Source organism: Gordonia metallireducens, from assembly GCF_021245825.1.
GTDB lineage: Bacteria > Actinomycetota > Actinomycetes > Mycobacteriales > Mycobacteriaceae > Gordonia > Gordonia namibiensis.
The window spans coordinates 73,941-87,391 of sequence record NZ_JAJQJP010000025.1; the positions used below are offsets into that span (position 1 = coordinate 73,941).

Annotated in this window: 14 protein-coding genes; all 14 read left to right on the plus strand. The window is 63.7% G+C overall.

What is annotated here, in order from left to right; all coding sequences use genetic code 11:
* The first annotated feature begins 139 nt into the window (after positions 1-139).
* Positions 140-2,380 (plus strand): NADP-dependent isocitrate dehydrogenase, encoded by a 2,241-nt coding sequence (locus tag LQD00_RS08725; RefSeq protein WP_232716760.1) that lies wholly within the window; start codon positions 140-142, stop codon positions 2,378-2,380.
* Between the two features lie 74 nt (positions 2,381-2,454).
* Positions 2,455-3,186, plus strand: a complete 732-nt coding sequence (locus tag LQD00_RS08730; protein WP_232716761.1) for a mycothiol-dependent nitroreductase Rv2466c family protein — start codon at positions 2,455-2,457, stop codon at positions 3,184-3,186.
* Between the two features lie 192 nt (positions 3,187-3,378).
* Complete coding sequence (locus LQD00_RS08735; protein WP_232716762.1) at positions 3,379-3,891, plus strand: nuclear transport factor 2 family protein; 513 nt, start codon at positions 3,379-3,381, stop codon at positions 3,889-3,891.
* On the plus strand, positions 3,888-4,775 hold the full coding sequence (locus LQD00_RS08740; protein ID WP_232716763.1) for a fumarylacetoacetate hydrolase family protein: 888 nt from the start codon (positions 3,888-3,890) through the stop codon (positions 4,773-4,775). Before LQD00_RS08735 ends, LQD00_RS08740 begins: the two co-directional genes overlap by 4 nt.
* Positions 4,772-5,206 carry a RidA family protein gene (locus tag LQD00_RS08745; protein WP_232716764.1) on the plus strand — a complete coding sequence of 145 codons (435 nt, stop codon included), beginning with the start codon at positions 4,772-4,774 and terminating at the stop codon, positions 5,204-5,206. Before LQD00_RS08740 ends, LQD00_RS08745 begins: the two co-directional genes overlap by 4 nt.
* Positions 5,196-5,621: a cupin domain-containing protein gene (locus tag LQD00_RS08750; RefSeq protein WP_232716765.1), complete on the plus strand. Its 426-nt coding sequence runs from the start codon at positions 5,196-5,198 to the stop codon at positions 5,619-5,621. Before LQD00_RS08745 ends, LQD00_RS08750 begins: the two co-directional genes overlap by 11 nt.
* 43 nt (positions 5,622-5,664) lie before the next feature.
* Entirely contained in the window at positions 5,665-6,861 is a 1,197-nt protein-coding gene (locus tag LQD00_RS08755) for an aromatic ring-hydroxylating oxygenase subunit alpha (protein ID WP_232716766.1), read from the plus strand.
* A 28-nt stretch (positions 6,862-6,889) separates the two neighbouring features.
* The gene (locus tag LQD00_RS08760; RefSeq protein WP_232716767.1) at positions 6,890-7,798 is read left to right on the plus strand and encodes an ABC transporter permease; all 909 of its coding nucleotides are present in this window, start codon (positions 6,890-6,892) and stop codon (positions 7,796-7,798) included.
* Positions 7,795-8,601 carry an ABC transporter ATP-binding protein gene (locus tag LQD00_RS08765; protein ID WP_232716768.1) on the plus strand — a complete coding sequence of 269 codons (807 nt, stop codon included), beginning with the start codon at positions 7,795-7,797 and terminating at the stop codon, positions 8,599-8,601. The genes LQD00_RS08760 and LQD00_RS08765 overlap by 4 nt, the downstream gene beginning before the upstream one ends.
* Positions 8,598-9,419, plus strand: coding sequence for an ABC transporter permease (locus LQD00_RS08770; RefSeq protein WP_232716769.1), 822 nt, complete (start codon positions 8,598-8,600; stop codon positions 9,417-9,419). Before LQD00_RS08765 ends, LQD00_RS08770 begins: the two co-directional genes overlap by 4 nt.
* 93 nt (positions 9,420-9,512) lie before the next feature.
* Complete coding sequence (locus tag LQD00_RS08775) at positions 9,513-10,613, plus strand: ABC transporter substrate-binding protein (RefSeq protein ID WP_232716770.1); 1,101 nt, start codon at positions 9,513-9,515, stop codon at positions 10,611-10,613.
* A gap of 134 nt (positions 10,614-10,747) precedes the next feature.
* A complete protein-coding gene (locus tag LQD00_RS08780) occupies positions 10,748-11,686 on the plus strand; it encodes an amidohydrolase family protein (RefSeq protein ID WP_232716771.1) in 939 nt (312 codons plus the stop codon).
* Positions 11,687-11,739: 53 nt separating this feature from the next.
* On the plus strand, positions 11,740-12,414 hold the full coding sequence (locus tag LQD00_RS08785) for a GntR family transcriptional regulator (protein WP_232716772.1): 675 nt from the start codon (positions 11,740-11,742) through the stop codon (positions 12,412-12,414).
* Between the two features lie 79 nt (positions 12,415-12,493).
* The coding region (locus LQD00_RS08790; protein WP_232716773.1) for an FAD-dependent oxidoreductase at positions 12,494-13,451 on the plus strand (958 nt) is incomplete at its 3' end.

The window sequence follows — 13,451 nt, forward strand, 5'->3', positions numbered from 1 at the left end:
GAACGCGAGGCTGATCACAGGGGGCAGAATCGGGGAGTAGTTGTCACACGAGCACACCGCAAGCGTGGTATCGGTGAAGCCTGACTCACAAGGTCGCCGGCGACACCGGTTAATACAGACAGAATCGAGAACATTAGGCATGAGCACCCAGAAGCCGACCATCATCTACACGTTGACCGACGAAGCCCCCATGCTCGCCACCCACGCGTTTTTGCCGGTGGTGCGCACGTTCGCCGGAGCGGCCGGCATCGAAGTCGAGACCAGCGACATCTCGGTCGCTGCGCGCGTCCTCGCCGAGTTCTCCGATCTCCTCCCCGAAGACCAGAAGGTCAACGACAACCTCGGCGAACTGGGCAAGCTCACCCAGAAACCCGACACCAACATCATCAAGCTCCCCAACATCAGCGCCTCGGTGCCGCAGCTCCTCGCCGCGATCAAGGAACTGCAGGAAAAGGGTTACGACCTTCCCGACTTCCCCGGCAACCCGAAGAACGAGGAAGAGCAGGCGATCCGCGACCGGTACACCAAGTGCCTGGGCAGCGCGGTCAACCCGGTTCTGCGTGAGGGCAACTCCGATCGCCGCGCGCCGAAGGCCGTGAAGGAGTACGCGCGCAAGCACCCGCACAGCATGGGCGAGTGGTCGATGGCATCGCGTACCCATGTCGCGCACATGCGCGAGGGCGACTTCTACCACGGTGAGAAGTCGATGACCGTCGAAGGCGACCGCAAGGTCAAGATGGAACTCATCCCGGACGACGGCAGCGAGACGCTGATCCTCAAGCCCGAGGTCGACATCACCGACGGCGACGTCATCGACAGCATGTTCATGAGCAAGAAGGCGCTCATCAAGTTCTACGAAGAGCAGATCGAGGACGCCTACAAGACCGGCGTCATGTTCTCGCTCCACGTCAAGGCGACGATGATGCGCGTTTCGCACCCCATCGTCTTCGGCCACGCGGTCAAGGTCTTCTACCGCGACGCCTTCGAGAAGCACGGCGCACTGTTCGACGAGCTCGGCGTCAACGTCAACAACGGCCTGTCGGATCTGTACAGCAAGATCGAGTCGCTCCCCAGCGCCCAGCGCGAGGAGATCATCGACGACCTGCACAAGTGCCACGAGCACCGTCCCGAGCTGGCCATGGTCGACTCGGCCCGCGGCATCTCGAACTTCCACTCCCCCAGCGACGTCATCGTCGACGCCTCGATGCCCGCGATGATCCGCGCCGGCGGCAAGATGTACGGCGCCGACGGACGCCTCAAGGACACCAAGGCGGTCAACCCGGAGTCGACCTTCTCCCGCATCTACCAGGAGATGATCAACTTCTGTAAGACCAACGGGCAGTTCGATCCCACCACGATGGGCACCGTTCCCAACGTCGGCCTGATGGCGCAGAAGGCCGAGGAGTACGGCTCGCACGACAAGACCTTCGAGGTCCCGGTCGGCGGCACCGCCAACATCACCGACATCGAGACCGGTGAGGTCCTGCTGACCCAGACCGTCGAAGAGGGCGACATCTGGCGTCTGTGCATCGTGAAGGACGCCCCGATCCAGGACTGGGTCAAGCTGGCCGTCAACCGCTGCCGCGACTCGGGCATGCCGGTCCTGTTCTGGCTCGACCCGTACCGCCCGCACGAGAACGAGCTCATCAAGAAGGTCCACAAGTACCTCCCCGACCACGACACCGAGGGTCTGGACATCCAGATCATGTCGCAGGTCCGTGCCATGCGGTACACCCTCGAGCGCGTCGTCCGCGGCCTGGACACCATTTCGGCGACCGGCAACATCCTCCGCGACTACCTCACCGACCTCTTCCCGATCCTGGAGCTCGGCACCAGCGCGAAGATGCTGTCGATCGTGCCGCTGATGGCCGGCGGCGGTCTCTACGAGACCGGTGCGGGCGGTTCGGCACCGAAGCACGTCAAGCAGCTCATCGAGGAGAACCACCTCCGCTGGGACTCGCTGGGTGAGTTCCTCGCCCTCGCGGTCAGCCTCGAGGACGTGGGCAAGAAGTTCGACGACGAGCGTGCGGTGATCCTGGCCAAGGCGCTCGACGCCGCGACCGGCAAGCTGCTCGAGAACGACAAGGGCCCGTCGCGCAAGACCGGTGAGCTCGACAACCGCGGCAGCCAGTTCTACCTCGCCCTGTACTGGGCGCAGGAGCTGGCCGGGCAGACCGAAGACACCGAGCTGGCCAAGCAGTTCGCGCAGCTGGCCGAGACCCTCGCCGCGAACGAGGAGAAGATCGTCCAGGAGCTGAACTCCGTCCAGGGTCAGCAGGTCGACATCGGCGGCTACTACTACCCGGACTGGGACAAGACCGCTTCGGTGATGCGTCCGAGCAAGACCTTCAACGAGGCGCTCGCTTCGCTGGACCTCTAGTCCTCGCCGTACCAATCGAAACGCCCCGGGTGATCCGTTCACCCGGGGCGTTTTTCGGCACTACCGTCGACCCCATGACCCACGCCGACATCAACTTCTACTTCGATCCCGTGTGTCCGTTCGCGTGGATGACGAGCAAATGGGTTCGCAAGGTCCAGGCGCAGCGCGATTACGGCGTCGACTGGCGGTTCATCTCGCTCCGACTGCTGAACTCGCACATCGACTACGCCGCGCATTTCCCGCCCGAGTACGAGGCGGGACACACGGCCGGACTCCGGCTGCTCCGCGTCGCTGCGAGCATCCGTCGAGAGCACGGACGGGATGCGATCGATCCGTTCTACGTCGCACTGGGCACCAGGTTCTTCGAGGAACACACCGGCACGTACACGGTCGACAACACCGACCACCGCGGCACCGTCGGCTTCCTCACCCCGGTACTGGAGGAGCTCGGGTTACCCACCCATCACGTCGACGCACTGGAGGACACCGGCATCGACGCGGAGATCCAGGCCGAGACCGACGAGGCACTCGCCCTCACCGGACGCGACGTCGGCACGCCGATCATCCACTTCCAGCCGCCGAATGGCGTGGCGTTCTTCGGGCCCGTCATCAGTCGCCTGCCCAGCGACGAGGACGCGGTCACCCTCTGGGACCACGTGGTCGGGCTGGCGAGCTTCCCCGGCTTCGCCGAACTCAAGCGGAGCCTGCGGGAGAAGCCGCAACTGCGCGCCTTCGGCGTGACCGACGACGAGACGCCCGAGCAGGAGGACTGGCACGCCGGTAGCCGGCGGACGCAGAAGGGCTGAGTCCGGCGTCGGGTCGTCACATGATGTCGGCTCCACAGATTTACCGGTCGTTTACTTTCACGTATTGCCACAGTCTCCGGATCAAATAATATAAGAGACGGCCGAGCGAGTTAGCTCCCGACAACGACGTCACGCGATCGGACCGGCCATCTCTTCCGCATCTCGCGGGCTGCACTCAGGAGACACCCCTCGATGAACGATCCCTGCATTCAGGACGTCCTCACCCGACTGGACCGACTGGAATCACAAGACGAAATACGTGCACTCAAGGCCCGCTACATGCAATGGGCGGACGACAAACGGCGACTCGATATGGGTGAGCTGTTCTGGGATGACGCGATCTGGGAAGAACTGGATCTCACCGGCTCGACGATCCCGGGGGCTCGATGGGCGGGGCGCGAGGCGATCGCCGAGATGTTCAACCAGAGCCCCGAGCGCTTGTGGTTCACCGTCCACTACTTGTCCAACGAGACGATCACCGTTTCCGGGGACCACGCCGTCGGTCGGTGGAAGCTGTTGGAGCCCTGCACTATTCGAGACGAAATAGCGATATGGCAAGGAGGCCATTACGTGGACGACTTCACCCGCCGAGACGGTGTCTGGAAGATCTCGCACCTGCGACTGACACTCGACTTCCAAACCCCTTATGAGGAGGGCTGGCTTCGCCGCCGCCATCTTCTCGACACGACGGCGCAGAGCTCATGAAGTACGCACGCTTCAGCCATGGCGGCGTGAACGGCGTCGGTATCGTCACCGGCAGCGCCGTCCAGCCGATCACCGAGTCACTGGACGCCGTCATCGGCGGCGCCACTCCGACACCGACCGGGAACCCAGTCGCTCTCGCCGACGTCGAACTACTCGCCCCCGTTCCTGAATCATCGCGGGGTGCATACTGTTTCGGCATCAACTACATCGCGCACCAGCAAGAGTCGGCCGCGCATTTCTCGGCGGACATCCCGACCGATCCGATCGTCTTCTTCAAAACGCCGTCGGCACTCACCGGCCCCTACGCAAGTATCGTCGCCGACGAAAGCGTTTCCGCTCAGCTCGACTGGGAGGTCGAGTTGGGAGTGATCATCGGGAAGGCTGGCCGCGACATCACTCCCGACGAGGTTGCCGACCACGTCTTCGGCTACACGATCGTCAACGACGTGACGGCACGTGACCTCCAAAAACGCTTTTCGCAGTGGCACATCGGTAAGAACCTCGACGCCAGGACGCCCGTCGGACCGTGGATCGTCACCACCGACACCATTCCCTATCCACCCACCCTCGAGCTGTCTCTCCGTGTCGACGGTGTCGAGAAGCAACGGGCGGTCACGACCGACATGATCTTCTCGATCACTCAGCAGATCTGCACATTGAGCCGCTACATCGAGCTCCTACCGGGCGATCTCATCGCCACCGGGACCCCTTCGGGAGTCGGATTCACCCGTACGCCAGCTGAGTTCCTCGCTCCCGGGAACATCGTCGAGGCAACCATCTCCGAGATCGGCAGCATCGTGAACCCGGTTTGCGACGGCCTCGGCAACGATCCGTCCACCGGTCCCGGAGCCGCCGACCTGGCACTCACTGAAGGAGTTCGATGAACAGCGCAGTCTTCACCGATTCCGAACCCGTCGGGTTCTACAGTCCTGCGGTCGTGGCACCGCCGAATGCACAACTCGTCGCCATCGCCGGGGTCCTGAGTACCGATGTCGACGGGAACTCCATCGGTACAGGCGATTTCGAAACACAACTGCGTACCGTGTTCGCCAACATGGCCAAAACCCTCGAGGCTGCCAACTCGTCCCTTTCCGACGTGGTGAAGTTCACCACCTATCTCGTCGACCCCGACCACATCGCCGAGTTCTATCGCGTCCGCGAGCTCATCTTCGCCGATCTGTATCCGAACAGGCGGCCGCCCGGCAACACCCTGCTGGTCGTCCAGCGACTGGTCCGGCCCGAGTTCCTCGTCGAGATCGAAGCAATCGCCACTACCCATACCCCATTCCCAGAAGGCGGGCCCCATGTCGGATAGTCCCATCTCGCCTCGTATCGACGGTGACACCGCGACCTACCCGAGCGGAAGCCGTCTTGTCGACTCGGGCCTGGTCGCCGACAATGCGGTCTCGGCCGGCGGCGGGTCGGGCTCACTCGCCCGTGGTTCGGCGGCATCGGCCGGCGGGATGTGGATGGGGGTCAGCAAGCTGCCACCCGGCCACCAGTCAGTCCCCCACCACCACCAGGATCAGACGTCCATCGTGTGCGTCGTCGAGGGCGCGATGCGTTTTCGCGTGCACGGTCCCGGCGGGCACGAGGAGTTCACCGCCGCTGCAGGGCAGATCGCCGTGATCCCAGGTGGATTGGTCCACGAAGAGTTCAACGACCTCGATGTCGAATGCGTATGCGTCGTGACCCGCAACAGCGAAACCCCGGTCGTCCGCAACGTGTGAGACCGCCATCAGCCCAACCCCCGAATCGTCCGCAGGAGCAGAGATGAACACGATCCCCCCACTCGTCCAGGATGTCCTCGACCGACTCGGCGTCCCCGAAGCCGACTTCACCACCGCCCGAACGATGCCCACCGAGGTTTACACATCCGAGGAGTTCTACGAGTTCGAGAAGGAGGCCATCTTCGCCAAGGAGTGGCTCTGCCTCGGGCATGTCAGTCAGATCCCGAAAATCGGCGACTACTACACGATCACGGTGGGCGACGAGCCTCTCATCGTCACGCGTGACAACGACGAGAACGTCCGGGTGATGTCGGCGATCTGTCAGCATCGCGCCTACCCCGTCGTGGAAGACAACGACAAGGGCAACACCAAGGAGTTCCGGTGCCCCTATCACTACTGGGCCTACAACCTGGAGGGTCAGCTCAAGACCGCACCGGAGATGAAGCGGACCTGCACCATGGCTCAGCTTCGTTCCGAGACCAGCCTTCCCAATCTCAAAGTCGAGATCTGGCACGGGATGATCTTCGCCAACATGGATCTGGATGCCGCCCAGTTGGCGCCGCAATTGGTGAAGCTCGAGGAAGAGATGGAGATCTACGGCGTCGCCAACCTCGAACTCACCGACCTCCAGGAGTTCCCCGGCCTCGAATGGAACTGGAAGGGTATGCACGAGAACGCGCTCGAGCCCTACCACACCTCCTTCGTACACATGGGGTACCACGAGGTCGCCCCCGCATCGATGGCAGAGTTCGTCGAGTTCGAGGACACCGACAACGTCATCATGCACCCGACCAACTACCGGTACATCGATGCCGGCTTCAACCCGACGGGCAAGGTCATCCTGCCGGTCTTCCCAGGGCTCGACGAACTCCGCCGAAGCCGGATCATGTTCGCCTCGATACTGCCTACGGTCTTCTTCGCGTTCAGCCCGGACCAGGTCTTCTACTTTCTAATCACCCCCGAGAGCGCCAACACGATGACGCTGCGAGCAGCGTGGCTGTTCCCGCCGGAGATCAAGAACGCCCCTGGCTTCGAGTGGACTTTCGAGATGCAGAACGCGGTGAACCAGGTCATCAACGACCAGGACATGGTCACCAACAAGCGTATGCAGGACGGGCAGAAGTCCCGTTACGCCAAGCGCGGTCGCTACTCGTGGCAGGAAACCACTCTGCCTCAGGTCAACCGCTGGCTGGCGCTGCGTTACCAGTCCCACGCGAAGTCCCTCACCGAGGCCGACTGAGTCACAAACGAATCGAAAGGTTCCCAGCATGACTGTCGGTGAGATCCGACCACCCGCCGCGACGAGTTCGATCGTGCAGGTCACCCGCCCCGAGTTCGGCATCAGTCGATCGCTGATGCCCACGCGAGTTCGGGCGCTCATGAACGCGGGCACGTGGGGCCTCACGGTCGTTCTCGTGCTGATCGGCGTCTACGAAGCCGCCAAAGCCGTCTTCGGGGTCTCCGATACGAGGATGCCGCACAGTTGGTCCATCGCGGAAGCATTCTTCGTCACCACCCCGGCCGGCGACATCCGTGCAGTGGCACTCGGTGAGAACATCGCCGTGACACTTCAGCAGTCACTGGTCGGGGTCGCTCTGGGTGTCTGTGTGGGGGCCGTACTGGGGGTCATCACTGCGAAGTCTGTGTTCGCCTCTCGCACACTGACTCCAGTGCTTGTGGCCACGCAGACATTGCCGCTGGTCGCGATCGTGCCGGCGCTGGTCATCCTCCTCGGCGACGGATGGTTCTCCCGTGCGGTCATCGCCTCGCTGCTGGCGTTCTTCCCCGTCTACGTCGCGGTGGCTCGAGCGCTCGGCGACATCCCGACAGCGCGCCGCCAGTTGTTCGTGTCGATGGGATGCTCCCGGATGAGAACTCTCGTGAGCCTCGATCTCCCGCTCACGATGCTCGCCGTGGCCACCACCATGCGGACCGCGACTGCTCTGGCAGTCACTGGATCGATCGTGGCCGAACTGCCGAGCGGCACCGACGAAGGCATTGCCGCCACGATGCTGACTGCCGCTTCGTACTACCTGACCGACCCCGAGGCCCTGTGGTGCGCGGCCCTGGTGGCCATGGTCGGCGGTGTCGTCCTCGTGTTCGTGCTCTCCGCGCTCGTCTCGTACGCGGTCCGCATCCTGCTCCGAATGCCCGCCGATGGAAAGGCCGGACAATGACCATTTCTCCCACCCAGATCACCGGATCACCGCGAGGGTCTGTCCCTGGCCAGGGCGCAATCGTGCTCGACTCGGTGACCAAGTTCTACGGGGACCGACTGATCCTCGATTCGATCGACCACGTCTTCGAGGCCGGGTCGTTCGTCTCCTTGATCGGGCCGTCTGGCTGCGGCAAGTCGACTCTCTTACGCATGATCGCCGATCTCGAACCGGTGACTTCCGGTGGCGTCCGAATCGGGTCTCGGACGCCGGCGGAGGCCAGACGTGATCACACCATGTCGATGGTCTTCCAGAGCCCCAACCTGATCCCGTGGCGGTCGGTGCGCCGCAACGTCGAACTCCCGCTCGAAGCCATGGGCGTCGACAGAGATCAACGTCGTCGGCTCGCCACGGCCGAACTCGATCGAGTCGGTCTCGGACAGCACCTCGACTCTCATCCCAGCACCCTCTCAGGCGGGATGGCCCAACGAGCAGCGATCGCGCGCGCACTGGTCAGCGATCCCCAGATCGTGCTGATGGACGAGCCCTTCGGCGCGCTCGACGAGATCCTGCGTGAGCGACTGAACTACGAGTTGCACACGCTCTGGGCGTCCACCGGGAAGACCATCGTGTTCGTCACCCACAGCATCGCCGAGGCCGTTGCGTTGTCCACCGACATTATCGTGATGGGACGCAACCCCGGGCGCATCCACGCGCATCTACCCGTCGACCTGCCTCGCGAACGAACTCCCGAACTCGCTGACACGTCACAGTTCTTCGAGCTGACCACCGAGGTTCGGCGGCTGCTGGCGAGCGCCTCATGACCGCGGTTGCGCCCGTCATCCGACGGCGGTCCAACCTTGGGGGAGGTTACTCCACCGGCCTTCGCGTCCTGGGCGTCGTCGGCCCCGTCGGAATCGTGGTACTCATCCTGGGCGCCTGGGAACTCTGGGTCGAAGCGGCGGGGATCAAGCCGTTCATCCTGCCTGCCCCCACCGCGATCTGGGAAGCCTTCGCCGAGCGTCCCGCGTTCTTTGTCGACCTCGGATTGCACACGTTACGAGAGGCGTTGGCCGGCTTGGCGCTCGGGTCGCTCGCCGGGGCGTTCAGCGCCGTTGCCGCCTTCCGGCTCCGCGTGCTGGGTCAGATCGCCGAAGTGGGCTCTGCCGCGCTGTTGGCACTACCGATGGTCGCACTGGTCCCCATCTCCAACGTCTTCTTTGGCCTGACGCCCGCCTCACGGATCTTCGTGGTGTCGGTCGCGGTGTATCCCATCGTGCTCTCGTTTCTGCTCCGCGGCCTCCGGGACACCGATCCCGGACTCGTCGAGGTGTTCCGGTCCATGTCGATCTCCCCGATTCAGACCATCCGGGATCTGTACGTCCCATCCATGCTGCCTGCCTGCATGAGTGCACTGAGGGTGGGTCTGCCGACTGCCTTCTCGATCGCCATCGTGGCCGAGTTCTTCGGCGGCGAACTCAACACCCTCGGCACCTTTATCAAGTCATCGGCGGTGCAGTCGCGGGTTGCCGACACCTGGGGTGCCGCCCTGGTCGCCTTCATCTTCGCGGTGGTGCTCTACTTCGGGATCTCGCTACTCGAACGCCGCGTATTGCGTTGGCACCCTTCTCGAACCGCCTGACCCGCTCACAACCTGGTTCATGCCGTTCACCCGGTGTGTCCTTCTCCCGCTCAGTGTGTCCAAGCGGACACCCTCCCCAGTAAGGAAGCCATGATGTCATTCCTGTCCACCCCACGAACAGGCGCCTCACGGCGTCCCTGGTCGAGCACCCTGCGTTTCGCGGGGGCGGCGGTCGCCGCGGTTGCTGCGATCTCGCTGACCGCCTGCGGCAGCGACAATTCCGCCGGAAACGACGGCAAGGTCGAAGTCGTCCTCGGGTGGGTGGTCCAGCCCGAGTTCGCCTCTGTCTTCGCCGCCGAGGCGCTTGGCTACTACGACGAGGCAGGCCTCGACGTCACCATCAAGCCGGGCGGCCCCGAGGTGAACGCGGAACAACTCGTGGGCGCAGGCAGCGCACAGTTCGGCGTCGACAACGGCTCCAACGTGTTTCTGTCCAACGACGTCGGTACCGACCTGGTGACACTGGCCCAATTGGAGCAGGAGACCTCGCTACGCCTCGTCTCACGTGCCGCGGACAACCTGCAGGGTCCGGAAACCTGGAAGGGCAAGAAGATCGGCGTGTGGTCGTCGGCCAATTCGCTCTACGCGTCCCTGGCCAAGCACAACGTCGAAAAGGACACCGACGTGACGCTCGTCGAGCAGGGTTTCGACATGTCACAGTTCCTCAACGGCGAGATCGACATGGCGTCGGCATACGGCTACAACGAGGTCGGTCAGATCCTGCAGGCCGGTGTTCCCCTGTCGGACCTGACGATCTACGACTACAGCGAGGACGGCACCGCGACCATCGGCCTGCAGCTGTTCGGTAACGGCGACTTCGTCGAGTCCAACCCGGAGAAGGCGGCGGACTTCACCGCCGCCACGATCAAGGGCCAGGTCTACTGCCGCGACAATCCGGAGGAATGCGTGCAGTTCGTCGCCGACGCCGGCGCGACCATCGACAAGAACTTCATGCTCTGGCAGATGAACGAGGTCAACAAGTCCGTGTGGTCCACGGATGTGCCCGTCGGAACCCTGGATCGCGCGCTGTACCAGCAGACCGCCGACGTTCTCGCGGACACCGGTGTCATCGAGAACGCCCCCGACCTGGACGCCGTGATGGGCACCGAGATCTACAACTCTGCTGTCGAAAAGCTGACCGACCTCGACCTGACCAACAAGACGTTCACGCCGAAGGAGAACCCGATCCCGTGAGCACCACGACACGCGACGTCATCTTCACCGACGTCTACCACCCGCTGACCGGAGAACGTGCGGACATCACGATCTCCGTTCCCTCGCCGACGTCACCCGGCCCGACCACGGTCGAGGGTTCCAAGCTGTGGGCCTTGCCGGGCATCTACGACGGTGACGCGCACATTCCGCTGCTGAGCATGGGTCTCCGACATCAAGAGGTTCACAGCCCCCGAGCGGGCGGGATCACCCACGTCAACACCGCCCTGCAGTGGCAGCAACTGAAGGACTTCAACGTGACGGTCGTGGGCGAGTTCTGCGCTTCGACGAGCCTGCCCCGATACATCCCGACGCTGTCGGTGGAACCGGAGAACACCGACGGTTTCGCAGCGTGGCTGGACGAACATGCCGATGAGTTGCACCCGCACTGGGCGAGAGTCTGCAAACTCTACTCACCGGACCCCAATTTCGAAGCGAACGTCAACGCAGTGTGGCGGGCGGGGCTCACCGCAGTCATCTATTCCTGGGATGACGACGACCTGGACCGGGTGGCGGCACTGCGTGGGGGCCCCATCCATCACCGGCATGCCAGGTCGAAGGCAACCACCGAGATCATGCGGTCCACCCCGAACGCCACGATCCAGACGTCGCCGCACTATCTGGTCGAACTCGTCGAGAAACACGCAAAGAACCTGCATGTGCTGCCGCCTGTACCCGGCGGTGGCGACCGCACCTCGCTGTTGAGTGTGCTCGAATCAGAAATCGACATGATCGCGACCGATGACAACGCGCCGGTTCACGGCAACACCGGCCCGGGTCTGTCCAGTCAGCGCTACATGTTGTCTGCCCTGCTGACTGTCGCCGAGCACGAAGGTCTGTCGCTGCAAACGCTCTGGAACAAGGTCACGAGCGCTCCCGCCGAGATCTTCGGTACCCGGGACCTCGTCGGTGACTCACTGATCGTCGTCGATCCAAAGCACCGCAAGCAGGTCGGGTCGGAAACGGGCGAAGCCATTCGAAACCCCTATGCCGGGCTGGTATTGTCCGGCGCTGTTGTGGCCATGACCTGCGACGGGCAGGGAGTGGTGTTGTGATCATCCGGGGATCGAGATGACGTACTCGTATTCGTCCATCGAGGGAGGCTGACATGAGCGCGCTCCCGCCCCCAACCCCGAAGCCCAGTCGTCGTACCGCGAGTACCGCGAACCTCGATGTCGCAGAACGCCTGCGGAGTGCGATCGTCAGCGGCAACCTGGCGGCCGGGACGAGGATCGTCCAGTCCGACATCGCCTCGCGGCTCGGGGTGAGCATCACCCCGGTCCGCGAGGCCCTCCGACAACTCGAAGCCGAAGGCCTCGTGGACTTCGACGCCTTCCGTGGTGCCACCATCCACCGGACCTCACGAGACGAGTTGATCGAGGTCTACGAACTACGTAAGACCCTCATCCCGGCGAGCGTGACCGCGGCGGTTCACGAACTCTCGGACGAGAAACTCGACGAGGCCGAACGTCTCGCGGAATCGATGACGATGGACATGCCGGCCAGCGACTGGGTGGAAGCCAATCGCCGCTTTCACTGGCTGGTGGATACCTGTGACAGCCGACCACGGACCCGAGCGATCCTCGGCAATCTCACCGATCTCTCGACGCTCTACGTCGGAATGACCATCGTGAACGAAGAGGCTCGCAGGAGTCGCGCCCAGGCGGACCATCTCGAGATGGTGCAGATCGCCCGCCGACGAGACGTGGATGCGGCCGTGTCCCTGGCGATCGCGCACCTCGACGACACTCTCCGGTCGGCATTGAAAACCATAGACGAGTAGGTCTTCAACCCATCCCGGCATCTCTGTGTCGGTCGCTGCCTACGAGCAGCACCTCTTCCAACGAAAGCTGTGTGCAGTCATGTCTACGTCATATCACCGCCCGCTTCGGGTTGCGATCGTCGGTGCCGGTCCCGCCGGGATCTACGCCGCCGACGCGTTGATGAAGTCCGACACCGCGAAGGATCGCGGCGTCAGCATCGACCTCTACGAGCGTATGCCGGCCCCGTTCGGACTGATCCGTTACGGCGTCGCGCCTGATCACCCGCGCATCAAGGGCATCATCACCGCCCTGCACAAGGTCCTCGACAAGCCGCAGGTCCGTCTGCTCGGCAACGTCGACTACGGCACCGACATCACCCTCGACGAGCTCAAGTCGCACTACGACGCGATCATCTTCTCCACCGGCGCCACCGACGACCGCGCCCTCGACATCCCCGGCATCGACCTCGAGGGCAGCTACGGCGCCGCTCAGTTCGTCGCCTGGTACGACGGCCACCCCGACTTCCCGCGCACCTGGCCGCTGGAGCAGGAGAAGGTCGCCGTCATCGGCGTCGGCAACGTCGCCCTCGACGTCGCCCGCGTGCTGGCCAAGACCGGCGACGAACTGCTGCCCACCGAGATCCCGGCCAACGTCTACGAAGGTCTCAAGGCCAACAAGGCCGTCGAGGTCCACGTCTTCGGCCGCCGCGGCCCCGCCCAGGCCAAGTTCACCCCGCTCGAACTCAAGGAACTCGACCACTCGCCCAACATCGAGGTCATCGTCAACCCCGAAGACATCGATTACGACGAGGGCTCGACCGTCGCGCGCCGCGGCTCGAAGATCACCGACCAGGTCGCCACGATCATCGAGAACTACGCCATCCGCGAACCCAAGCAGGGTGCGATCCACAAGCTGTTCCTGCACTTCTTCGAAAGCCCCGTCGAGATCCTCGGCGAGGACGGCAAGGTCGTGGGCCTGCGCACCGAACGCACCCAGCTCGACGGCACCGGCAACGTCAAGCCCACCGGCAAGATCACCGACTGGGAGGTCGGCGMGG